The 23631-nt window shown below is 38.0% G+C and carries 21 protein-coding genes and 1 riboswitch; of the genes, 15 read left to right on the top strand and 6 right to left on the bottom strand.

The annotated features are described in order from the left end of the window. Window positions 1–33 precede the first annotated feature (33 nt). From hisS to KYH19_RS19055, 3 genes are all read right to left on the bottom strand, one after another. Entirely contained in the window at window positions 34–1425 is a 1392-nt protein-coding gene (gene hisS / locus KYH19_RS19065; RefSeq protein ID WP_219076247.1) for a histidine--tRNA ligase, read from the bottom strand. A 225-nt stretch (window positions 1426–1650) separates the two neighbouring features. Then, window positions 1651–2001, bottom strand: coding sequence for a translation initiation factor (locus KYH19_RS19060; protein WP_090504011.1), 351 nt, complete (start codon window positions 1999–2001; stop codon window positions 1651–1653). A 180-nt stretch (window positions 2002–2181) separates the two neighbouring features. Then, window positions 2182–3063 carry a diacylglycerol kinase family protein gene (locus KYH19_RS19055; protein WP_255562473.1) on the bottom strand — a complete coding sequence of 294 codons (882 nt, stop codon included), beginning with the start codon at window positions 3061–3063 and terminating at the stop codon, window positions 2182–2184. A 223-nt stretch (window positions 3064–3286) separates the two neighbouring features. Between KYH19_RS19055 and metK the strand changes: the two genes are divergently transcribed. The 10 genes from metK to KYH19_RS19005 all read left to right on the top strand — a co-directional run bounded on the left by metK (window position 3287) and on the right by KYH19_RS19005 (window position 14106). Further along, on the top strand, window positions 3287–4537 hold the full coding sequence (metK, locus tag KYH19_RS19050) for a methionine adenosyltransferase (RefSeq protein ID WP_132399547.1): 1251 nt from the start codon (window positions 3287–3289) through the stop codon (window positions 4535–4537). Between the two features lie 817 nt (window positions 4538–5354). Then, the gene (locus KYH19_RS19045; RefSeq protein ID WP_219076245.1) at window positions 5355–8045 is read left to right on the top strand and encodes a carboxypeptidase-like regulatory domain-containing protein; all 2691 of its coding nucleotides are present in this window, start codon (window positions 5355–5357) and stop codon (window positions 8043–8045) included. 118 nt (window positions 8046–8163) lie between these two features. After that, window positions 8164–8925: an enoyl-CoA hydratase/isomerase family protein gene (locus KYH19_RS19040; RefSeq protein ID WP_219076244.1), complete on the top strand. Its 762-nt coding sequence runs from the start codon at window positions 8164–8166 to the stop codon at window positions 8923–8925. 138 nt (window positions 8926–9063) lie between these two features. Then, the gene (locus KYH19_RS19035) at window positions 9064–9939 is read left to right on the top strand and encodes an SDR family oxidoreductase (protein WP_219076243.1); all 876 of its coding nucleotides are present in this window, start codon (window positions 9064–9066) and stop codon (window positions 9937–9939) included. A 6-nt stretch (window positions 9940–9945) separates the two neighbouring features. Continuing rightward, window positions 9946–10341 carry a DoxX-like family protein gene (locus tag KYH19_RS19030; RefSeq protein ID WP_219076242.1) on the top strand — a complete coding sequence of 132 codons (396 nt, stop codon included), beginning with the start codon at window positions 9946–9948 and terminating at the stop codon, window positions 10339–10341. 13 nt (window positions 10342–10354) lie between these two features. Continuing rightward, window positions 10355–11092 (top strand): DUF2071 domain-containing protein, encoded by a 738-nt coding sequence (locus KYH19_RS19025; RefSeq protein WP_219076241.1) that lies wholly within the window; start codon window positions 10355–10357, stop codon window positions 11090–11092. Then, window positions 11083–11835, top strand: coding sequence for a methyltransferase domain-containing protein (locus KYH19_RS19020; RefSeq protein WP_121284459.1), 753 nt, complete (start codon window positions 11083–11085; stop codon window positions 11833–11835). Before KYH19_RS19025 ends, KYH19_RS19020 begins: the two co-directional genes overlap by 10 nt. 482 nt (window positions 11836–12317) lie before the next feature. Beyond that, window positions 12318–13589: a phosphoribosylamine--glycine ligase gene (purD, locus tag KYH19_RS19015; RefSeq protein WP_121284457.1), complete on the top strand. Its 1272-nt coding sequence runs from the start codon at window positions 12318–12320 to the stop codon at window positions 13587–13589. A gap of 11 nt (window positions 13590–13600) precedes the next feature. Beyond that, complete coding sequence (locus KYH19_RS19010; RefSeq protein ID WP_219076240.1) at window positions 13601–13837, top strand: SMI1/KNR4 family protein; 237 nt, start codon at window positions 13601–13603, stop codon at window positions 13835–13837. Window positions 13838–13902: 65 nt separating this feature from the next. Next, on the top strand, window positions 13903–14106 hold the full coding sequence (locus tag KYH19_RS19005) for a hypothetical protein (protein ID WP_219076239.1): 204 nt from the start codon (window positions 13903–13905) through the stop codon (window positions 14104–14106). Window positions 14107–14171: 65 nt separating this feature from the next. On the opposite strand, the gene KYH19_RS19000 is transcribed toward KYH19_RS19005, so the two are convergent. Both KYH19_RS19000 and KYH19_RS18995 read right to left on the bottom strand, forming a co-directional pair. After that, window positions 14172–15317 carry a TlpA disulfide reductase family protein gene (locus tag KYH19_RS19000; protein ID WP_219076238.1) on the bottom strand — a complete coding sequence of 382 codons (1146 nt, stop codon included), beginning with the start codon at window positions 15315–15317 and terminating at the stop codon, window positions 14172–14174. A gap of 260 nt (window positions 15318–15577) precedes the next feature. Beyond that, window positions 15578–16759 carry a formimidoylglutamase gene (locus KYH19_RS18995; protein WP_132399453.1) on the bottom strand — a complete coding sequence of 394 codons (1182 nt, stop codon included), beginning with the start codon at window positions 16757–16759 and terminating at the stop codon, window positions 15578–15580. Window positions 16760–16795: 36 nt separating this feature from the next. On the opposite strand from KYH19_RS18995, the gene KYH19_RS18990 reads away from it, so the two are divergent. The 3 genes from KYH19_RS18990 to KYH19_RS18980 all read left to right on the top strand — a co-directional run bounded on the left by KYH19_RS18990 (window position 16796) and on the right by KYH19_RS18980 (window position 19799). Then, a complete protein-coding gene (locus tag KYH19_RS18990) occupies window positions 16796–17794 on the top strand; it encodes an NAD-dependent epimerase/dehydratase family protein (protein ID WP_370630254.1) in 999 nt (332 codons plus the stop codon). Further along, window positions 17794–19095 (top strand): HAD-IB family phosphatase, encoded by a 1302-nt coding sequence (locus KYH19_RS18985; RefSeq protein ID WP_219076237.1) that lies wholly within the window; start codon window positions 17794–17796, stop codon window positions 19093–19095. The genes KYH19_RS18990 and KYH19_RS18985 overlap by 1 nt, the downstream gene beginning before the upstream one ends. A gap of 104 nt (window positions 19096–19199) precedes the next feature. Continuing rightward, entirely contained in the window at window positions 19200–19799 is a 600-nt protein-coding gene (locus KYH19_RS18980) for a hypothetical protein (RefSeq protein ID WP_219076236.1), read from the top strand. A 126-nt stretch (window positions 19800–19925) separates the two neighbouring features. On the opposite strand, the gene KYH19_RS18975 is transcribed toward KYH19_RS18980, so the two are convergent. Then, window positions 19926–21215 (bottom strand): voltage-gated chloride channel family protein, encoded by a 1290-nt coding sequence (locus KYH19_RS18975; RefSeq protein WP_219076235.1) that lies wholly within the window; start codon window positions 21213–21215, stop codon window positions 19926–19928. Between the two features lie 18 nt (window positions 21216–21233). Then, window positions 21234–21296, bottom strand: a riboswitch (Fluoride riboswitch). A gap of 64 nt (window positions 21297–21360) precedes the next feature. Between KYH19_RS18975 and KYH19_RS18970 the strand changes: the two genes are divergently transcribed. Both KYH19_RS18970 and KYH19_RS18965 read left to right on the top strand, forming a co-directional pair. Beyond that, the gene (locus KYH19_RS18970; protein WP_219076234.1) at window positions 21361–22326 is read left to right on the top strand and encodes a tryptophan 2,3-dioxygenase family protein; all 966 of its coding nucleotides are present in this window, start codon (window positions 21361–21363) and stop codon (window positions 22324–22326) included. A gap of 143 nt (window positions 22327–22469) precedes the next feature. Further along, window positions 22470–23534: a branched-chain amino acid aminotransferase gene (locus KYH19_RS18965; RefSeq protein ID WP_219076233.1), complete on the top strand. Its 1065-nt coding sequence runs from the start codon at window positions 22470–22472 to the stop codon at window positions 23532–23534. Window positions 23535–23631: the final 97 nt, after the last annotated feature.

Below are 23631 nucleotides of genomic sequence, written 5' to 3'. Positions count from 1 at the left end.
AAAACTCAGCGATCTCTGTGGTTAATTAAACTTCTATTTCAACAACTCCAGTATACCTAAAACAGTTAGTTTTTTCTGCTCACCGCTTTGCATATCTTTCAATGTAAGTTCGCCACTGGCAATTTCATCGCCTCCGATTAATATTACATAAGGGATTTTTTTTGCATCGGCATAAGCCATTTGTTTCTTCAATTTCGCCGAACTTGGGTATAACTCTGCAGCTATACCGGCATTTCTAAATTGTTGCACAATCGGCAAAGCATATTTTTCAGCTTCTGCATCGAAATTACTGATCAATACTTTGGTTCCAACTTCTGCTGAGGCAGGAAACAGGTTAAGTTCTTCCAATACATCATAAATACGGTCGGCACCAAAAGAAACACCCACGCCGGTTAGATCTTTTAAACCGAACATACCTGTTAAATCATCATAACGGCCGCCGCCCCCAATACTACCCATGGCCACTTCGTTGGTTTTAACCTCGAAAATACAGCCTGTATAATAATTTAAGCCACGTGCCAAAGTAATATCGAGTTCTAATTTGGCAACTAACGGCAAGCCATAAGCAATCAGGCTTTCTACATATTCAAAAACCTGTTCAATTTCAGCAATACCTTTTAAACCGGTTTCAGATTGTGCTAAAACTTCTTTCAGACTGGCCAATTTTTCTTCATTGGTACCTTCCAATAAAATCACCGGACGGAGTTTTTCCAAATCGGCTTCAGTAAAACCACGTTCTAGCAATTCTTTACTTACACCATCTAAACCGATTTTATCCAGTTTATCGATGGCAACTGTCATATCAATAATTAAATCAGGTTTACCAATGACCTCGGCAATACCCGATAAAATTTTCCGGTTATTAATTTTTATGCTGAAATCTTTTAGCCCCAATTTGCTTAAGGCTTCATTGTAAATCAAAATAAATTCAGCTTCATTCAGTAAACTTTCTGATCCCACCACATCCACATCACACTGATAAAATTCGCGGTATCTACCTTTTTGCGGACGATCGGCACGCCAAACGGGTTGTACCTGAAAACGTTTAAAAGGCAAGGTGATTTCGTGCTGGTGCATTACCACATAACGTGCAAAAGGTACAGTTAAATCGTAACGTAAGGCTTTTTCTGAAATTAAAGGGATTAATTTATTGCTATTATCTTCTTCAGCAAAATCGAACGATTTCTTTTTTGGATCTTTAAGAAATTCGCCGCTATTTAAAATTTTAAAAATCAGTTTATCACCTTCATCGCCATACTTTCCGGTTAGGGTAGAAAGATTTTCAAAACTCGGCGTCTGGATTTCAGCATAACCGTATTTCCTGAAAACCGTTTTAATAGTATCATAAATAAAGTTGCGTTTTACCATTTCAACCGGAGTAAAATCGCGGGTTCCTTTTGCTAATGAGGGTTTAATAACTGACATAGCCGCAAAAGTACAAAAATGTAAGGTTTAAAAACAAAGATTCGTCGTTGCGAGGAGGAACGAGGAAGTAATCTTAAAACGACCGCTTACGCGCGAGTGCTTCAAGATTGCTTCGTGCCTCGCAGTTGCGAAGAGAAATTCCAACTTTTTGGGGAAGCAATCTTTTATGCCTCGCGATGAACAAGAAAAGATTCTTCGTTTCACTCAGGATGACAGCTTTTTCAATTATCCTCCTGCCTTTTTCACTTTATAGCCATCTTTTTGCAGAATACCCATCACTTTATCGCGCACATCCCCCTGAATCATAATTTCACCATCTTTAACAGAACCGCCTACGCCACATTTGGTCTTCAGCATTTTGCCCAATACTTCTAAATCTTCTGAGCGGCCCCTGAAACCTGTAATCAACGTTACGGCTTTACCGCCACGATTCTTTTTATCAAGCATTACCCTTAAATCCTGCTGGTTATTCGGCGAGGTAACGGTATCATCAACTTCTTCTTCGTATTCGAATTCGGGATTGGTAGAATACATAATTCCGCCAAGATCGCTTAAACTGTTTTTCTTTGGTTTCATGCTTATAATGTAATGTGGGAGATGTAAAATGGATGAGAGTTAGTTTATTGCGTTAATTGGTTAATTGACGCCCGACTCCAAACCCCAAACGCTCAACTCTAAATTGGTCAATGGTTGATAGTCCATGGCTTAATAACCGATCAATTATCTCCGCCAACCGCTTTACGCTTAGCGCTATACTCAAGGAACAATCACTTTTAACGAGAGTGGGTTAATAACTGCTTCGATTACAACGCCCATCTCCAATGGCTCGCCATCTACGTGCACCGCTCCTGCCGTTTCCCTTATAATTTTAATATTTTTTCCTTTAATAATTTCAATCATACCGGAACTTTCTGCTTTGCCCCTTAACATTACATAACCTAAAACAGGCAATTTTATTATCGGGAATGGTTTGATAATGCAAACATCCAGCAACCCGTCTTTTACCGAAGCATTTGGTGCAATATAAACATCGTTTCCATACTGTGAAGAATTGGCAATACTGATGGCGAAGGCTTTTCTGGTATATGTTGTACCGTCGATATTCAGCTGATAAGTTTGCGCCTTGTAGTTAAAAACCTCTTTAAAACCCAGTTTTACATAACCTGATAATCCGCGTTTTTTATCTTTCGAAAAAACAGAACTCAAGTGGGCATCAAATCCCATTCCAGCCAGATTAAAAAAACATTTTTTGTTAAACTCGGCCGTATCAATTTCATCAATCTTAAAATTATTGATAATAGACAGCGCATACCTTAAGTTTTTGGAAATATTTAAAAAGCGGGCAAGGCCATTACCTGACCCCAGTGGCAAAATCCCTAAAATTTTATTATGCTTTAACACTTTTGTAGCGACCTCATTTATGGTGCCATCGCCACCTGCAGCAATAATTACATCGAAATTTTTGATAGACGCTTCGTCTGCCAGCTCGCCGGCATGACCAACATATTCGCTAAAAACGAAATTGGGACTAAACTTTTCCTTATCCAGGTATTTGTCGATAAAATCTGGAATACGCAGTTTTCCCCTCCCACCAGAGATGGGGTTTATGATAAAGAGGATATTGATCTTTGTGTGCAAAGTGTAAGATTGAGTGCACAAAATAATCTATAATTTTTGAAATAAAGAAAATATGCTAATTTTGCGCCAGTAAAAAGTGGATTGATTTGCTATCCCGATACCACGGGACCGGATTGCAACCACTTAAAAAAATTGCTAATGCCTCCTTTCAATCATTTCAACACCTGTTTTCAAGGGGTTTGGCAATTATAAATTTGTTTACTCATAATTAATTATTTAATAAATGTCATATTTATTTACATCAGAATCTGTTTCTGAAGGTCACCCAGATAAAATCGCCGATCAAATTTCGGATGCGTTAATTGATAATTTTTTGGCTTTCGATCCAGAATCAAAAGTAGCTTGCGAAACTTTGGTAACTACTGGTCAGGTTATTTTAGCAGGTGAGGTAAAATCTAAAACATATTTAGATGTACAGCAGATTGCACGTGATGTAATCAAGAAAATTGGTTACACCAAAAGCGAATACATGTTCGAGGCCAACTCATGCGGCATTTTATCGGCCATCCATGAGCAGTCGCAAGACATTAACCAGGGTGTAGACAGAAGCAGCAAAGAGGAACAAGGTGCAGGCGATCAGGGCATGATGTTTGGTTATGCAACCAACGAAACGGAAGATTACATGCCACTGGCATTAAACCTTTCTCATAAATTATTACAGGAACTGGCAGTTTTACGCCGCGAAAATAACGAAATCACTTATTTACGCCCGGATGCGAAAAGCCAGGTTACTTTAGAATACGATGATCACAATAAACCAGTTCGCATCGATGCCATTGTAATTTCTACACAGCATGATGATTTTGATGAAGAAGCCGCAATGTTGGCCAAAATCAAAACTGATCTGGTAAACATCCTGATTCCAAGAATCATCAAAAGCAATCCTGCTTACGCACATTTATTTAACGACAAAATTGAATACCACATTAATCCAACCGGTAAATTTGTAATCGGTGGTCCGCATGGCGATACAGGTTTAACCGGCAGAAAAATTATTGTTGATACTTATGGTGGTAAAGGTGCTCACGGTGGTGGCGCTTTTTCTGGTAAAGATCCAAGTAAAGTAGATAGAAGTGCAGCTTATGCTACCCGTCACATCGCTAAAAACTTAGTAGCTGCCGGCATTGCTGACGAAATTTTGGTTCAGGTATCTTACGCTATCGGTGTTGCAAAACCAATGGGTATTTACATTAATACTTACGGAACAGGTAAAGTAGGTAAAACTGATGGCGAGATTGCTAAAATTGTTGAATCAATTTTTGATATGCGTCCTTATTTTATTGAGCAACGTTTAAAGTTAAGAAACCCAATTTACAGCGAAACTGCTGCTTACGGACACATGGGCCGTACACCAGAAACGGTTACCAAAACATTCAGAACACCAAACGGTGAAGAAAAAACGGTTACGGTTGATTTATTTACTTGGGAGAAATTAGATTACGTAGATCAGGTTAAAGCTGCTTTCGGCATATAATCAATCAAATAAATTTTATAAAAGGCGTTTTGCAGCATTGCAAAACGCCTTTTTTTGTTTTAAACTTACGAAGTTTCGCTTAGCCTAAGCCGGGGTCAACTTCGTAAGTTTTTCTGGCACACCGCTCAACCTAGCATAGTTGCAAAAACCTAGCCTATCTAAACCTGATTGACGCTGGTAACTCCAGATTTTTTTTCTAATCTGATTCCATGTTTAGTGGCTCACCAAACAGCAGAAAAATCATTGATATTTTTTTGAAAAGCAGGGTCCTGCATCCATCGGTACCGAAAGCTCCGCCATTCGCTGTGGTCCCGATAGAAGGATCGGGAGCCGCCGCTGCTGTCGGGTTTATGATTCGCAGTCTGTTCTCAAGGCACTAAACATCGTTCCTAAACCCGATTAAAGCGAGCACGGAGCGCAGCGGAGTAAAGCGTAAAGCGGGGCTGATGCTGCCAAACGCTCGGAACCCCTCATTTCCAAATCACTTAATGTGCAAGGATATCTTTTCATAAAAATGGGGCAGCTTATAATGCCTCTCGTACCCAATGTCATTAAGTTAAGCCATTCGGCACAAGCAAAAATGATTTAACCACAGATAGAAAGGCTGCATAAAATAATGAAAATCCGTGTTTATCTGTGCGCATCTGTGGTTAAAAATTCTTAACTTATGATATTGATTCTAATCCTGTATATTTATAATTAAGCGTTTTATAGCGGTTAACTAAAAGCTTAGAAGTCAGGCTAAATTTCATGCTAACTTCATAAAAGTATGCCTTAGGTTTTGTACCTTGACACGTATTTATTTGTTAATAACCACATGAAACTCAAAATTACTCTCGCAATCAGTTTTCTATCTCTGCTTATTATTTTTGGCGCATTCAAAATGGATGATGATCCATTTAGTCAGCTTTTGCAAAAACTAGAAGATTATACGAGTAAATATCCTCAGGAAAAAGTCCATCTTCATTTAGATAAGCCTTATTATGCCATTGGAGATGATATTTGGTTCAAAGCCTATGTTGTGGATACCAAGACTTCGGCTCCTTCGGGCATCAGCAAAATCCTGTATGTAGAGCTGATTAATGAAAAAGATTCGTTAAAAAAAATGGTTAAATTACCCATTATGGGTGGAATTACCTGGGGCGATTTTAAGCTCACAGATTCACTGGCCGAGGGCAATTATAGAATTAGGGCCTATACCAATTACATGCGGAATTTTGGTGCAGAATTCTTTTATGATAAGACAATTAAGATCGGAAATAGCTGGGCTAACAAAGTTTTTACAAAGACCACCTATAACTTTACAAAAGAGAATAACGCTGATAAAGTTATAGCAACAGTTCATTTCGAAGATAAAAATGGTGTAGCTTATAGCGAAAATGAGGTGAGTTATGATGTGCAGTTGGATTACCGCTCGGTTAACAAAGGAAAAGTTAAAACCAGTTTAACAGGTGATGCGGTGATTAGTTTTACTAATAATCAGCCATTTCAAAATAAATCTGGAAAAATTATTGCAACCATAACGCTTGATAATAAACAAAAAGTGATCAAATCTATCCCGATTACTTCAACCTCTAATGATGTAGATGTACAGTTTATGCCGGAAGGAGGTACCCTTATTGAAGAACTGCCACAAAAAGTGGCTATCAAAGCCGTTGGCACTAATGGCCGTGGTGAGGATGTTCAAGGCAGCATTCTGGATGAAACAGGAAATGAAGTTACTTCTTTTTCTACCAATTATCTGGGCATGGGAAATTTCGTGTTTAATAGTCAGGCAGGTAAATCTTATACCGCAAAAGTTAAGTTTAAAGATGGATCTGAAAAGATAATTAAACTTCCGGTAGCCGTTAAAAGTGGGTATGCCCTTTCTGTAAATGCTTTAGATACCGGCAAAGTGGTAGTTAAAATTATGGCCAGTGCCGATCTTGTAAATGGAGCTGAACTAAAAGTTGTAGGCCAGCATGGAGGCAATGTATATTATGGTTCTAAAGCTAAAATGGATAAACAGGTGCTGGTAGCCAATATTCCAAAAAAGAACCTCCCAGCCGGTATTGTTCAGTTTACATTGTTTTCGGGCAATAATCAACCTTTAGCAGAACGCCTTGTTTTTATAAACAATAAGGCCGAACTGATTGATGTATCGCTTAATGCATCTGAAGTAGCTGCCTCAAAAAGAGGAAAAGCAGCTTTTACTTTCAATGCAAATAATGAGAATAAGCCTGTTTTAGGTAGCTTTTCTGTTGCGGTTACCAATGCAACAAAGGTTAGCCCTGATGAAAACAATGAATCGAATATACTCACTTCATTGTTGCTTACCTCTGATCTGACCGGATATGTAGAGAATCCCAACCATTACTTCTTAAAAGACGATCTTCAAACACAAAAAGAACTCGACAACCTCATGCTTACCCAGGGCTGGAGAAGATTTCTTTGGAAAAATATTATCAATAATGTTGGTCCGAATATTACCTATAAGCCAGAACAGTCTATCAGCATTAGCGGAACGGTGATGAAAGGCAATAAACCTGTGCCCGGTGGTAAAGTAATGCTGATGGCCACAAAAGGAACCATGTACATTTTGGATACGGTAACAAATGCCGAAGGAAAATTTGTTTTCGATAATTTAAGTTTTGGCGACAGCACTAAATTCGTGGTTCAGGCAAGAACTAAAACAGAACGCAAATTTGTAGATATTAATCTTGACATTGTTCCAGGGCAGATTGTAACCAAGAATAAAAATGGAGCCGATATCGATATCAATGTGAACAATACTTTGATGAAGTATATTAAAGAAAGTGATAACTATTTTAATGAGATGACCCGTTTGGGTTTGCTGGAGCGGACCATTAAACTCGAAGAGGTAACGATTACTGAAAAGAAAAATCCGGCGAAAAATTCATCCAATTTAAATGGTGCCGGTAGGGCCGATTTTATTATGACTGCTGATCAATTATCCACTTGTGTTACCTTATCTCAATGTTTGCAGGGTCGTTTACCAGGTGTAATATTTAGGGGGAATGTGCCATATTTAATGCGTAGTCAAGACACACCAATGCGTATTATTGTTGATGGAATGCAAATGGAGGCCGATTTTCTGGATAACGTTACGCCTAACGACGTAGAATCTATCGAGTTGCTAAAAAGTATCGGTAATACCGCTATTTATGGTTCGCAAGGCGGCGGAGGTGTAATTATTATTACCACCAAACGTGGTGACGGTGGAAGAAGTACCGATAGATATGCTCCAGGAATTGTAACCTTTAATCCAAAAGGATTTACGGTCTCAAGAGAGTTTTATTCACCAAAATATGATGCAACAAGCTCAGCCAGCAGGACCGATTTAAGAACTACTATTTATTGGAACCCACAGGTTGTTACCGATAAGGATGGAAAAGCACAATTCGAATTTTATAATGCAGATGAGCCTGGAACCTACCGCGTAGTAATAGAAGGAATCGACGCTGCAGGGCATTTGGCAAGAAAAGTTTACACTTATGATGTGAAATAGATAAAAAAAGATAAATTTGAATTAGTATGCATGCATAGCTTATGCTGCGGTATATTTATCTTGATACCCGATACTTAAACCTTGATACTGAATATTCAAATCTTGATACTATTTAAATATGAATACAATAAAAGTAAGTGTAAAAGATCGCCTGGCAACCATCACATTAGATAGAGGGAAATCGAATGCCTTAAACCGCGAGTTGATTACCGAGCTTGATGATATGCTTAAAAATATTTCTGCGGATGATAACATTGGCGGTGTAATTTTAACCGGTACAGCGCCGTTCTTTTCTGCAGGATTGGATTTGGTAGAACTTTATAACTATAACGAAGAGGAGGCTAAATCTTTCTGGCAATTGTTTCTGGGCTTTACTGCCAATATGGTTTCGTTTAAAAAACCAATGGTAGCCGCAATTAGTGGCCATAACCCGGCTGGCGGATGTGTAATGGCATTAGCCTGCGATTACCGGGTAATGGCAGAAGGACAATATATTATTGGGCTTAATGAGGTTCCGGTAGGTATTATTGTGCCGAATAGTATCTTTCAGTTGTATGCCTTTTGGTTAGGTAAAGCTGAAGCAAGCCGTAGTTTGCTTTCGGGTAAACTTTACAGTCCCGAAGAAGCTTTAAAAGTCGGTTTGGTTGATGAACTGGTTAAAAATGAAAGTTTGTTAACGGCTGCCGAGCGCAAGATTAAAAAATACATGGAGCTCGAAAGTAATACCTGGTCGCAAAGTAAAGTGAATATTCGCGAAGAACTCATTGCTGCGGTATCTGCTGATCAATCGGCTACGCTGGAGAAAATGTTGGCACAGTGGTGGTCGCCTGCAACGCGCCATATATTAAAAACAATTTTAGCTAACCTGCAGAGAAAGTAATCAGTTTGCAGTTGTCGGTTTCCAGTTAGCAATTTACGAACTTCTACAGTTAGCCAATCACAACAATTAACCGATTAACCATTCCCGGCAATATAGCAATAAAACAATCTAAACAATTAACCAGTTTAACCAAATATTATGTTCAATTATAATTCACCCATGCTCAGAGAAGATGCTTTAAAAGGAAAAACCATTGTAATTACAGGTGGAGGAACGGGACTTGGGAAAGCGATGGGCGTTTATTTTTTGAAGTTAGGTGCTAATTTAGTGATCACCAGCCGTAAGCAGGATGTATTACAAAAAACTGCCGACGAAATGGAAGAAAAAACCGGCGGCAAAGTATTGGCTGTAGCCTGCGATGTGAGGGAGGTTGAACAGGTAGAAAACGTATTGGCCAAAACTTTAGAAAGATTTGGCTCGGTTGATGTATTATTGAACAATGCTGCGGGTAATTTTATCTCACCAACAGAACGGTTATCCGCAAATGCCTTTTCATCCATTATCGATATCGTTTTAAAAGGAACGGTTAACTGTACACTTACCTTTGGTAAACACTGGATTAAGGAAAAACAAGCTGCAACAGTTTTAAATATCATTACCACTTACGCTTTTACAGGTTCAGCCTATGTGGTACCATCGGCTTGTGCAAAAGGTGGTGTTTTAGCACTAACAAGATCTTTGGCCGTAGAGTGGGGTAAATATGGTATTCGTACCAATGCTATTGCTCCAGGCCCGTTTCCAACCAAAGGCGCATGGGAGCGTTTATTGCCTGGTGATTTAGCCAAAAAATTCGACTTTAAAAACCGTGTCCCGTTAAAAAGAGTTGGCGATCATCAGGAACTCGCCAATTTAGCGGCGTTTCTGGTAAGCGATTTTTCAGGCTACATTAACGGAGAAGTAATTACCATTGATGGCGGCGAATGGTTGCAGGGGGCAGGCCAGATGAATGGTTTGGAAGCCATCCCGAACGAAATGTGGGATATGCTTGAGCAAATGACGCGGAGCGCTAAATAATGCAATATGGTAACCGTAATCAATTGCAAAAACCAATTATTAATTAGAAAAATACTTATTTGGTTTATCGCATTAGTTTGGCTTGCAAATGGATTGTTTTGTAAGGTATTAGGCCTTGTTCCTCGCCATGAACAGATTGTTGCCAGGATTTTAACCTCCACCTATAGCCATAGCTTAACAATTCTTATCGGCATATCAGAAATTGTGATGGCTATCTGGATTTTAAGTCGTTTCAAAACCAGGCTAAATGCTATTGTTCAGATTGTAGTAATTGCCACAATGAATGTTATCGAATTTATTTTTGCGCCAGATTTATTGCTTTGGGGGAAATTTAATTCACTTTTTGCATTTATATTTATTCTGATTGTTTTTATCAATGGGTTTTATTTAAACAAAAAATAATACAGCAAGCAGCATGTTCTCATTTCTTAAAAACCACCCCTTTGCAGTCGATGCATTTTTTGAAAATTCCCTTGTATTAACGTTTGCTGTCCCAAAAGCAGCGCTAGAACCTCTTATTCCGGAATGCTTAACATTGGATACCTTTGAAGATAAATGGGCTTTCCTTGCCATAGCAATGGTTCAGACCAAAAATTTGAGGCCCAAAGTCTTCCCCCAATTTATGGGTAACGATTTTTTTCTTATTGGATACCGAGTATTTGTGCGTTATACAAACAAAGCGGGTAAAAGTCTGCGTGGTCTCTATATTTTAAAATCAGAAACAAATAAAAAGAAAATGGAGTTTATGGGTAATATTTTTACACATTATAATTATACCACGACGGATATTACAATAATTGACAGAGAAAATATTAAAGAAATTACTTCCACCAAGTCTAATTTTAAAATCATAATAGATAAAACAGATCCTAAAGTTGCTTTGCCCGAAAATTCGCCATTTGCCGATTGGAAGGAAGCCAGAAGATTTGCCGGGCCTTTACCCTTTACTTTTACCTACAATAAAAAAAACAAAGAAGTTTTAATTATAGAGGGCGTTAGGCAGAACTGGCAACCAGCCCCGATTAAAATTGTCAATTATAACTTTGGGTTTTTAAATTCTTTGAATCTAAAAGATCCGATTTTGGCAAATGCCTTTGACATTCAAAATATTCCTTATTATTGGAAGAGCGGAAAAATTGAAAAATGGAAGTAAAAAGAAGAAAATTTCAGGGTATGTTAAACATTTTAAGTTTTAACCGGCATTTTTACCTATTTGGTTTTGTTGCTTTATTGTTAGTGATAATTAGTCAAATATTAATACCATGGCCTGTTGTCTTATTTTGGATAATCATTTTAGCTTTTCTTTACGGTCTTTTAATTCCATTAATCGTATCTGCATATGTTTACGATTTTTCTGGATATTATAATTTCGATTGGCTAAAGAAAATAGGTATTTCCAATTCCAGTCCAGATTTAATCTTAAATATTAACGCCGGGTTCGATGAAACGAGTTTCATTCTAAAAGATTATTTTCCGCAAGCAACTTTAAAAGTTTTCGATTTTTACAATCCAGAAAAGCATACCGAAAAGGCAATAACCAGAGCGAGAAAAGTAAGTTTACTATTTCCTGATACAAAGCAGATCACAACGGATTTGATTCCTTTGTCCGATAAATCCGTCGATATCATATTTCTGTTGTTGGCAGCGCATGAAATAAGATCTCAACAAGAGAAGATTGTTTTTTTAAAAGAATGTTATAGGCTATGCAAACCAACGGGCAAGATAGTTATGGTAGAACATTTACGTGATTTGCCCAATTTTATGGCTTTTTCTATAGGTTTTACTCATTTTTTCTCAAGGGGGATTTGGCAAAAAGCATTTAAAGCGGCAGGTTTTTCTTCGTTCTCTGAAACTAAACTCACCCCATTTATGTCTATTTTTAACTGTTGCCCTTAATGCAGATACACTTATTAATAGTTGGTGTTGTTCTGGTTGCATTAGCACTCATTCACGTCATTTTCCCGAAATATTTTAATTGGCAAACTGAACTTAAATTACTGAGTTTAATAAATAGGCAGATGATGTTGGTGCATACATTTTTTGTTGCCCTTACCGTATTCCTAATGGGACTACTCTGTTTAACCTCATCAAACGAATTAATATATACCGATCTTGGAAGAAAAATATCGCTCGGTTTGGGTTTATTTTGGATTACGAGATTCTTTATTCAATTCTTTGTTTATTCCAAGGACTTATGGAAAGGTAAGCTATTCGAAACCACCGTCCACGCCATGTTTTCTATTCTTTGGGCATATTTTAGTTTCGTATTCCTCTTCATTTTTTTTAAATACTGAACAGTTTAAAGCAAAAGTGCTTTATCGTAAAGTCTTACCTCTTCATACTGGGCTACTTGATGGTAAAATATTATCTTTGCCGATATGAATATCTTACTTTTAGGTTCAGGCGGCAGAGAAAGCGCATTCGCTTGGAAAATGAGCCAGTCTTCGCACTGCGATAAACTAATTATTGCTCCAGGTAACGGTGGTACAGGGGCTTATGGCACAAACATCAACATCAATGTAAACGATTTTGATGCCATTAAAAAAGTAGTGCTTACCGAAAACATCGGACTTGTTGTAGTAGGCCCTGAAGAACCGCTGGTAAATGGTATTCATGACTTTTTCCTTGCCGACAAAGCCATTGCACACATTCCTGTTATCGGACCTAAAAAAGAGGGCGCCATTTTAGAAGGAAGCAAAGATTTCTCTAAACAGTTTATGGAGCGCCATGGTATTCCTACTGCGGCTTCAAAATCTTTTACGCCCGAAACTTTGGAAGATGGTTTGGCTTATCTGCAAAACCATGCTTTACCGGTAGTTTTAAAGGCAGATGGTTTGGCAGCTGGTAAAGGGGTGTTAATCTGCACTGAAACCATCGAAGCTCAGGAAGAATTAAAACTGATGCTTGGCGGTAAATTTGGTGCAGCTGGGGCAACGGTAGTCATTGAAGAATTTTTAAGCGGGATAGAACTTTCGGTATTTATTTTAACTGATGGTGAAAATTATATTACACTGCCTTCTGCTAAAGATTATAAGAGGATTGGCCAGGGCGATACTGGTTTAAATACTGGTGGTATGGGCTCGGTTTCTCCTGTTCCTTTTGCCACACCAGAATTTTTGGCTAAAGTAGAAGAACGCATTATTAAACCAACGGTTGATGGTTTAAAGAAAGATAATATCGATTATACAGGTTTTATCTTTTTCGGACTGATTAAAGTAGGAGAGGAGCCTTTTGTAATTGAGTACAATGCACGTATGGGCGATCCTGAAACAGAGAGTGTGATACCCAGAGTTGAAAACGACTTGGTAGAGCTATTTTTAGCTACAGCCAATAAACAATTAAACCAGGTTAATCTGGTTATTTCTGAGCAAACGGCCGCTACTGTAATGATTGTGGCAGGTGGTTATCCAGGCGATTACCTGAAAGGTAAAGCCATTTCGGGCATCGAGAACCTACGTCATTCTAATGCATTTCATGCCGGTACGTTATTAGAAAATGATGTGGTAAAAACAAATGGAGGAAGGGTAATTGCGATTACCAGTCTGCAAAAAGATTTGTTTACTGCTTTACAATCGGCAACTGCTGATGCTGGGAGAATTTATTTCGACGGGAAATATTTCAGGGAAGATATCGGGTTTGACTTGATTTAAAAGATTATAAGTTGAAGAAAATACTTAAGAAGATTTCCGAAACGTCGATTAAACAAGGAGAATTTAGTTTTACAACTGAGCAGACTGAAACAAAATGGCTGGGCAATCAACCCGCCACCTCAGCCGAAATACAAGAAGCTGAAATAAGGCTGGGAGTAACGCTTCCAGCGGATTATAAAGAATTTCTGTTGATTACCAATGGATTTACTACACCAAATGAAAACGTGATCCATCGTTTTCCAAGATAAGTGATGTAGCATTTCTAAAAGATGTTGACCCACAGCTAATCGAAATCTGGACTGAGCATATAGAATTGCTCGATGTAGGAATTAAACTGGCTAGAAGTATTGTAATCGGTGGCCTGACGGAAGAACAATATTTCCTTTTAATCCCACCGATAATCGAAAATACAGATTGGGAATACTGGAAATTCGCATCGTGGATTCCTGGAGAAGACCCTTACCAGGGACTTGAAAATTATTTCATTAACGTATTGGATTTCTTAAAATCTGCTTAATAAGTTTTCCTATAACAAAGAAAGTCCCAACTAAAAATTGGGACTTTCTTTGTTTGAATGCTTTTTTATTTCGATTTACTTCCTAATAATTCTTGAAGTTTATCTTGTAAAGCTTGTTCTCTTAAGCCTTTAGCAATAATTTTACCTGTTGGATCAATTAAGAAATTGGCTGGAATTGAGCGAATGCCATACATTTGAGCTACCTCGTTATCCCAAAATTTTAAATCAGAAACATGTGTCCATGTTAATTTGTCGTCAGCAATTGCTTTTAACCAGGCATCTTTTTTGCCCGGACGGTCTAAAGAAACGCCTAAAACAGTAAAGCCTTTATCTTTAAATTTGTTGTAAGCTACTACCACATTTGGATTTTCCTGACGGCATGGACCACACCATGAAGCCCAGAAATCTACCAGTACATATTTTCCTTTAAAATCAGATAATTTAACGGGTTTACCATCAGGGTCATTCTGAGTAAAATCCATAGCCATCACACCTATAGCTGTTTTTCTTCCTGCTTCGAATATTTGAGCAATTTTTTTGCCCGTGTAAGTTGCCTTAAGCTCAGGTGAAAGTGCATTAAAAGTTTTCTCTGCTGCAGCCGCCTGATCTGGATCTGAAGCCAGCTCATTAATTGAATTTAAGCTTATAAATGATTTTGGGTTGCTGTTAGCAAACTGCAATAACAATGGTGTCAATCCTGCAGCTTCTTTTTCATAACGAGCGCCTAAAGCCTCCATAACAGCCTTATCTTGTTTTTGCTCTGGTGTATAAGCCGCATATTCTGCATTAATTGCAGCAAGTTTATCTGCTACAGGTTTAGTTAATGCTTTTAATTTAGCTGCATCAGCATTAACAGCGGAACCGGTAATTGTTGCTTTTTTTAATGAATCTGCTGCAGATAGCTTTATATTTCCTGGCTCTACGTATAGCGATAGTGCATCTAGTTTCTCACCCTGTGCCGGACGATTAACATAAGGATTTTTGTTTAAGAAAAGACTCCCCTGAGCAGGGCTGGCTAATGTTCCTTTAAAAGCAAAAGCACCATTTGCTACAATTGCTGAGTCGGTAATGCTTTTGCCTTCTGTTTGATATATAAGGTAAACCTTATCTCCGGTTTTTAGGCCCTTTATGTCACCATTAACTGTAAATGGCTTCTGTGCCAATGCTGCAAGTGGCAATAAAGCCATTGCTGATAATAATAATTTTTTCATCTGTATAAAATTGTTTTCATTAGTTATCATGATTTGTTGATTTTACTTTTTGATTTTGAAAATCATGATGTTTTTATGAGGTTGGTTAAATCCTGTTCAAATATAGAATTCTGTATGGCTAAAACGTAAATAGCTGTGTAAAATTATGATAGACTGCTCATAAGACTGTAATCCTTTGTGCTGGTTTTCGGGCAAAAAATAAAAAAACACAATACTAACTTTGAAATTACATAGCTTCTACTTTGAAATTACATAGAATTTTAATTCAGTTTTTGATAGGTTCTCCACCATAAATCGGGCATCTCACCATTAACAGCAGTTTGGTAATCATCATATCTGCAAGGTACAAGGTGGTAACGTTCATTTTTAGTTTGGCCAGACGGATAAGGTACCTGCATCCACCAACGGTCTGATTTTTTGCTTTTTACAAACATCATTTCTCCGGAACCATCCTTTAAGCTGGTTCGATAGATTATAAACTGCGATTTAGGCGTAAGCGGGAAATCCTTTTTACGAGCGTAGTAGCCCTCCACAAAATACCATACCATTTGGGCAAGTAAGAAAGCTGTTTGTCCGTTATTGTCGTAAGCAGGATTAAACTCGTAAAATCCGATTGAGGTTAATTTATCATTCATGCCTGCATAGCGGGCAATGCGACAGGCTTCTTCGCCATCAAAACCATTCGGCGTGGTGTTCGCATTTGCTGCAGCATCGGCAGAGCGGATGGCACTCAGATCAAAGCTTATCATGTTTGCATTTCGGATAATGGGCTCCGTTAACGTAATATCTTGGGCAAACTCACCCAAACGATGTACATCAAAATATAATTTATCCATAACACTCAAACTTTCTTGATTTACAAAATAAGTTTGATAGCCTACATTACTAAAATTGAAAAGGTAATTGGGTTGATGTAAGAAAATTTTGTTCAGATAACAATCCGATCGGGTAGCAATTCCCTCATTGTCATCATCACCAATATCAAATTGATTATCTATAATAACGAGATCTACTTTTTGCTCTAAATCTTCATACCCCAGGTATTGGCCATAGGTTAAGTCTTGTCCGCCACCAATAATGATGGGAATAATGTCTTTTTTGATCAGTTCTGAAACCACCATTTTGATGGCGATGTAAGTATCGGAAATGGTTGCACCGTGTTTAATATTACCTAAATCGACAATCCGACTGCTAAAAGCGCCTTCATTAAGTTTGTAAAATTTCTCTCTGAAATAATCGGGTGCCAGGGCACAACCTTCATTGTTAACGGCACCTCTTCCATCCAGTACGCCAAAAATGGCCAGATCGTAAGTATGTTCTTCAAAATCTGGAAACGATTCGGTGTAAATCTGCGCTTTTAATCCCAGCTGACTTGTAAAAAATCCTTGTTTTGGCGTAAAACTATCGGGGTTTATTGGGGAAAAGAAATCCGTTAATGACATATATTTAAAACTCTCGGCTCAAATATCTATTTTTGAATGCGTATTTTCACATATAGCCCGAAAAAAAATAAAATGATACTGGTAACCGGAGGAACTGGATTTTTAGGATCTGAATTAATTAAGCAGCTAACCAACAATGGTTTAACTGTTCGGGCGCTGAAGCGGGAGAAATCTAAAATCCCTGCGTTGATCGAAAATAATACTTTGATTGAATGGTTCGAAGCCGATATTAATGAACTTGCTACTTTAGAAGATGCTTTTACTGGGATTACTAAAGTTTACCATTGCGCCGCATTCGTATCGTTTAACCCCAAACATAAAAAGCAGCTTTTTCATGTAAACATAGAAGGTACATCGAATATTGTAAACCTTTCTGCCGAAAATAATTGCAAACTATTGCATGTAAGTTCAGTTGCTGCCTTGGGCAATGCAAAAAAGGGGCATAAAATTACCGAAAAAGACTTTTGGGAGTATGATGCAAAAGCACATGCTTACGGTTTGTCCAAATACGAAGGAGAGATGGAGGTTTGGCGTGGCATCACCGAAGGATTAGACGCTATTATTGTGAACCCATCGGTCATTATTGGCAAAAATGCGGGTTTTGAGGGGAGTGGAGCAATTTTTAAATTGGTAAAAGATGGTTTCCCATTTTATACTGATGGAGCTTCGGGTTTTGTTGATGTTGAAGATGTAGCCAAAGCGATGATCCTGCTAATGGATGCTGAAGTCTCGGGAGAGCGCTACATCGTTTCTGCAGACGATTATCATTACAAAGATTTGTTCAGCGAAATTGCGCAGGGTTTTAACGTTAAAGCACCATCAAAAGAAGCTAAACCATGGATGCTTGGAATTGCCTGGAGAGCACTAAAATTTGCATCTATATTTACTGGCAAACAGCCTTCTATCACCAAAGATGCTGCAAAGAGCAGTTTAACCCTAAGTTATTACAATAACCATAAAGTGAAAACGGCAACAGGTATTACTTTTAAGCCGGTTGCTGAAAGCATAAAAGAAATTACCCAATATTTAAGATAATGCCCAAAGAAAAAGCCTATTACATCATCGATTTTGATAGTACCTTTACACAGGTAGAAGCACTTGATGAACTAGCCCGAATTTCGCTAAAGAACCACCCGGATAAAGAGGCGATTTTCCAGAAGATTGAAGATTACACCAATTTTGCCATGGAAGGAAAACTTTCCTTCTCCGAAAGTTTGGCACAACGTGTTAAGCTGCTTGAAGCCAATGAAGATCATTTAAAACAACTCATTAAACATTTAAAAAAGAAAGTATCTACTTCCTTTTCGCGTAATGCCGAGTTTTTTAAGAAACATGCCGATGAGGTACTGATTGTATCTGGTGGGTTTAAGGAATTTATTACACCTGTAGTAAGCCAATATCACATCAAAAAGGAAAATATTTATGCCAATACCTTTGTAACCACCGGAGATGGCAAAATTATAGATTACGATCATGCCAATCCTTTAAGTGAAGAAGGTGGTAAAGTAAAATTACTTCAGCATTTAAAACTCGAAGGCGAGTTATTTGGTATAGGTGATGGTTATTCTGATTTCCAGTTGCGCGAAAGCGGGATCATCAATAAATTTTTTGCATTTACAGAGAATATTGCCCGCGAAAGCATTGTTTCCAAAGCAGACCATGTAACACCAAGCTTCGATGAGTTTTTGTATGTAAACGATCTGCCGCGTGCAATTTCTTATCCAAAAAACAGAATTCTTTGTTTGGTAATTGGAGATGTTGATCCTTTAACCATATCCATTCTTAAAAATGACGGTTTATCTATTCGTCATAAAACCTCATTCGAAGACAAATATGTAAAAGATGTGGGGATTATCCTGCTAGCTGATGGCGAGAAAATAGATAAAGAACAGTTAAAAAATGCTGCTAAGCTGAAAACTATTGGGTATTTAGGTAATGCAAAAAATAAAATAGACCTGGGTTTGTGCACAACACAAGGTATTGTGGTTTTCGATGATCCGAAAAATAATCCGCGCAACATCGATTTTATCCCGAAACGGGTTGCCGATTTTATGAATACCGGAGCAACATATCTGAGCAGCAATTTCCCGAACTTACAATTGCCAAAAATTGAGAAATCGCACCGTTTAATCCATATTCACAAAAACGTTCCGGGCATCATGGCGAAAATTAATACTGTTTTTGCCAAACACGATATTAATATTGTGAGCCAGTTTTTAATGACCAATCCTGAAATTGGCTATGCCATTACCGATATCAATGCACAGTACGATAAACAACTGTTTAAATCACTTAAAAAGATTGAGCAAACAATAAAATTTAGGGTGTTGTATTAATAGTCGTATATCGAAGGCTTTGACAACCTTATAGGCTATTTGCCAGTAGGTTGTCAAAGCTTTTATAGCTGATTTTTAGTATTATTGGTTTATGCAATATTCTTATGGCAAAAACCGAACATTACTATACTAAATTTGAAGAAGGAAAATTCTATCACATTTATAACCGATCTATAGATAGGCAACCACTTTTTAAATCTGATGCCAATTATAGATTTTTTCTCAATAAACTTGATCAGTACCTTTCAAATGTTTTAGATGTTTATGCTTTTTGTTTATTAGGGAATCATTTTCATCTGCTAATCCGGGTTAAAGAAAGTTTAGCCTCTATAGACCCAAATGGTGATTTTTCATTGCATGATATTGTAAGCAAACAATTCAGAATATTTTTTCAATCCTATGCGTTAGCATTTAATATTCAGCATAAGAGAATAGGGACATTATTTCAGACACCATTTAAACGCGCCGAGATAAATGATGAATTCTATTTAAGCAGACTCATTTATTATATTCATGCAAATCCACAGAAACACAAACTTGTAGCAGATTTTAGAGATTGGAAGTGGAGTTCATACAATCGGATTTTATTGGAAATTGATACCAAACTAAAGAAACAAGAAGTATTGGACTGGTTTGGCGGAAAAGCAGCATATTTAAAATTTCATTCTGATATTCATGGGGCTATATTATTAGATGAGCTTTGACAACCTTATTTTGCAGAGCACTAGAAGGTTGTCAAAGCCAAATTTTGTAAATCTTTAAAAGATTGTTAAACGAATTCGATAAGCTTTGACAACCTTACAGGCCTCTTGTTGAGAAGGTTGTCAAAGCTACCTCAAAAACTGATGCCTCTTCAATAACAAATGTTTAGGTGCGCCTATCGTTTGCGAGTGATAAATCCCGGTATGGCCAGAAAATAAATAGGCAGTAACACAGGCTAAGGCAATGTAAATTCCTGATGAGGCACCAAATAATTCTATACCCATAAAAATACAAGCCAGAGGTGTGTTAGCAGCCCCTGCAAAAACAGCTACAAAACCCATGCCCGCTAGCAGGCTAACCGGTAAAGGGATAAAGAAACTCAAAAAGCTGCCTAATGTGGCGCCAATGAAAAAGAGTGGAGTAACTTCGCCTCCCTTAAATCCGGCACTCAAGGTAAATGCAGTCAAAAATAATTTAATTGCAAAGGTATAATATGCTTCTCGCTGCATAAATGATTCTGAAATAACCGGAATACCCAGTCCTATGTATCTTGTATTTCCGATCAGGTAAATAATGGCGATTAAAATAATTCCGCCAATAAATGGGCGTAATGGTGGATATTTAATTTTAGCAAAAAGGTTGGATAGTCCGTGGTTTAACGCAGAGAAACTTCTCGCCGTAAGACCAAACAAAATTCCTGCACCTAAAGATAACAATAGGTTTATCGAATCCACTTCTGGTACAGCGGTTATAGAATAATGCGTATGGCCAACGCCCCAGGCTTTGCAAGCGTAATCCGCAATAATTGCCGTTATAAAGGAAGGAAGAATTGCACTGTAGGTTAAACTTCCAATAACAAAAACCTCCAATCCGAATACCGCACCTGCCAATGGTGTTCCAAAAACAGATGCAAAACCAGCACTGATCCCGCAAATGAGGATCACTTTTCGATCTCTGGCTTTAAGTTTAAATAGTTTCGTAAATTGATCGGCAAAGGCTCCTCCGATTTGCACCGCTGTGCCCTCTCTTCCAGCCGATCCGCCAAATAAATGGGTTATGATTGTACCCGCAAAAATGAGCGGTGCCATAATCAAAGGAATCACATTCCTAGGAGATTGTAATTCCTCGATCAATAGATTGTTTCCTTTAACAACCTTTGCCCCCCAATAATGGTATGCCAAACCAATGATTATACCAGCGATTGGTAAAAAAGCAATAATCCAGAGGTGTTGCTCACGATAACTGGTTGCCCAATTTAAAGTTTCTAAAAACAGGGCAGAGGCAGAGCCGATAATTCCACCCAATATTGCAGAAATCAATAGCCACTTTAAAGTGCTGATTAAGATTAATCCGAAATCGAGTTTAATAAAGTGTTTGATAGACAGAAGAAATCCTTCTGTTAGTTTTTTAACAGGCATTTGTATTCAATTTTAAATAAAATCGTAGGAGTCATCAGCCTGTTTGGGCGGTTTTGGCGGTACCCCATCGCCATTGGCCCAAATGTATAAAATTTAGTTATTTGTTGCAAAATCTTTATCACCTTTGTGCAGCTAACTTTAAACCATGGATTTTACACCCGAAATAAAAGACAAACTACACCAACTACAGGAAAAATATACGGCAATGGGGCAAGATATGGCATCATACCTCGATGGACTATTATATGCCGATTTCTTAACCTATTGGGATTATATCCATTTGGATACTTTGCTGAGCTTGCAGAGCCCTAAAACACCAATACCTGATGAAGAGATTTTCATCATGTACCACCAGATTACTGAACTTTATTTTAAGCTTGCACTGCACGAATGCAGACAGATTGCGGAGCATGAAAATTTAACTGTCGAATTTTTTACGGCACGCGTAAAACGGATCAATGCTTATTTCAACGCCTTAACCACTTCTTTTGAAGTGATGGTTGATGGTATGGAAAAAGAACAGTTTTTGAAATTCCGCATGTCGTTATTGCCTGCTAGTGGATTCCAGTCGGGACAGTACCGGATGATTGAGATCTGCGCTACGGATTTTATCCGACTGGTGGACAAATCCAGACGTGAAGAACTAAGCACTGCAACAATAGAAGAACAATTCGAAAATATTTATTGGAAATTCGGTGCAACCGAACTGGCTTCGGGTAAGCAAACCTTAACCTTAAAGCAATTTATTAAAAAGTATGCGGCTCAGTTTCTACAACTGGCAAAAGATCGTACTTTAACCAATTTCTCCGCTTTATACCACCAATTACAAGCCAATGGAGCCGATGTTTCTGCACTTGCTGAAGAATTACGTAAGCTGGACCTGTATGTTAATGTAGAATGGCCTTTATCGCATTACAAATCGGCTGTACGTTATCTGGAGAAAGATCCTGTTGATATTGCGGCAACAGGTGGAACCAACTGGCAAAAGTATCTGCCTCCGCGTTTTCAGAAAAGAATCTTTTACCCATTTCTATGGACAGAAGAGCAAATGGAAGAATGGGGTAAAGGATGGGTGCTTAGTGTACTTAAAACACTCAAAAACAAAGATTAATATTGCAAAAAGCTATTAAAAAAGCCTGTTTTTTCTTAATTTGCGCAAAATAGTTAATGACAGAACGAGGGAATTATTGAATTAGAGATGAGGGTGTAAACACTCAATCATTCGATCGTTCACCCATTCAAAATTCAAATACAATGACCGAGACATTAGATATAAAAATCACAAAGGCAGATCAAACACGTTTGACTGTTACTGATTTTTCACAATTACCGTTCGGTAAGGTTTTTACCGATCACATGTTTACTGCCGACTATGAAGATGGCGAATGGAAAAATTTACAGATTCTTCCTTATGGCCCGATTCCAATGAGTCCGGCAATTTCTGCGCTTCATTATGGACAAGCGATTTTCGAAGGATTAAAAGCCTATCGCCAACCAGATGGAAAGATTAGTGTGTTTCGTGCTGATAAAAACTTCGAGCGTTTTAACAAATCAGCTGCAAGAATGTCGATGCCAGGTATTCCTGAAGAAATTTTTATGCAAGGTTTGGCTGCATTAATCAATGTTGATGAGAAATGGGTGCCTGATCAGGAAGATTACGCTTTGTATATCCGTCCGGTAATGTTCGCTATGGATCCTTATTTAGGTGTTAAAGCGTCTGATACCTATAAATTTGCTTTATTAACCACGCCAACAGGTCCATATTATAGCAGTGCATTAAAGGTTAAAATTGAAACTGAATTTACACGTGCGGATGAAGGTGGTGTCGGCTTTGCCAAAACTGCTGGGAATTATGCGCGTTCGTTATATCCTTTTGAGCAAGCTAAAAAAGAAGGCTACGATCAATTGATCTGGACAGATTCAGTAACCCATGAATTTATCGAAGAAGCAGGAACAGCCAACTTACTTTTTGTAATTAATGGTAAACTAATTACGCCGTCAGTACGCAGTACTGTTTTGGATGGTGTAACGCGTGATACCATTATTAAACTGGCTAAAGATGCAGGAGTAGAAGTTGAAGAACGTAGGGTTTCTGTTAAAGAAGTAATTGAAGGAGTTGAAAATGGAAGCTTAACCGAAGCTTTTGCCGCAGGAACTGCAGCTACAGTAACGCATGTAGGCGAAATGGGCTATAATGGTCAGATCTATAAATTGACCGATCCATCAACCAGACATATTTCTAATGGTATTGCTAAAAAACTGAACGATATTCGTTACGGTTTAGCACCCGACGAATTTGGGTGGAACTGGGTTTTATAACCCGAAAAACATAAAAGATAAACCCCGATACAGAATCTGCATCGGGGTTTATTTTTTGTTTAGAATGTCGTCATTTCGAGCGGAGTGCAACCCAGTC

This window comes from Pedobacter sp. D749 (assembly GCF_019317285.1).
Lineage (GTDB): Bacteria > Bacteroidota > Bacteroidia > Sphingobacteriales > Sphingobacteriaceae > Pedobacter.
This window is presented reverse-complemented; position numbering and strand designations above follow the sequence as displayed.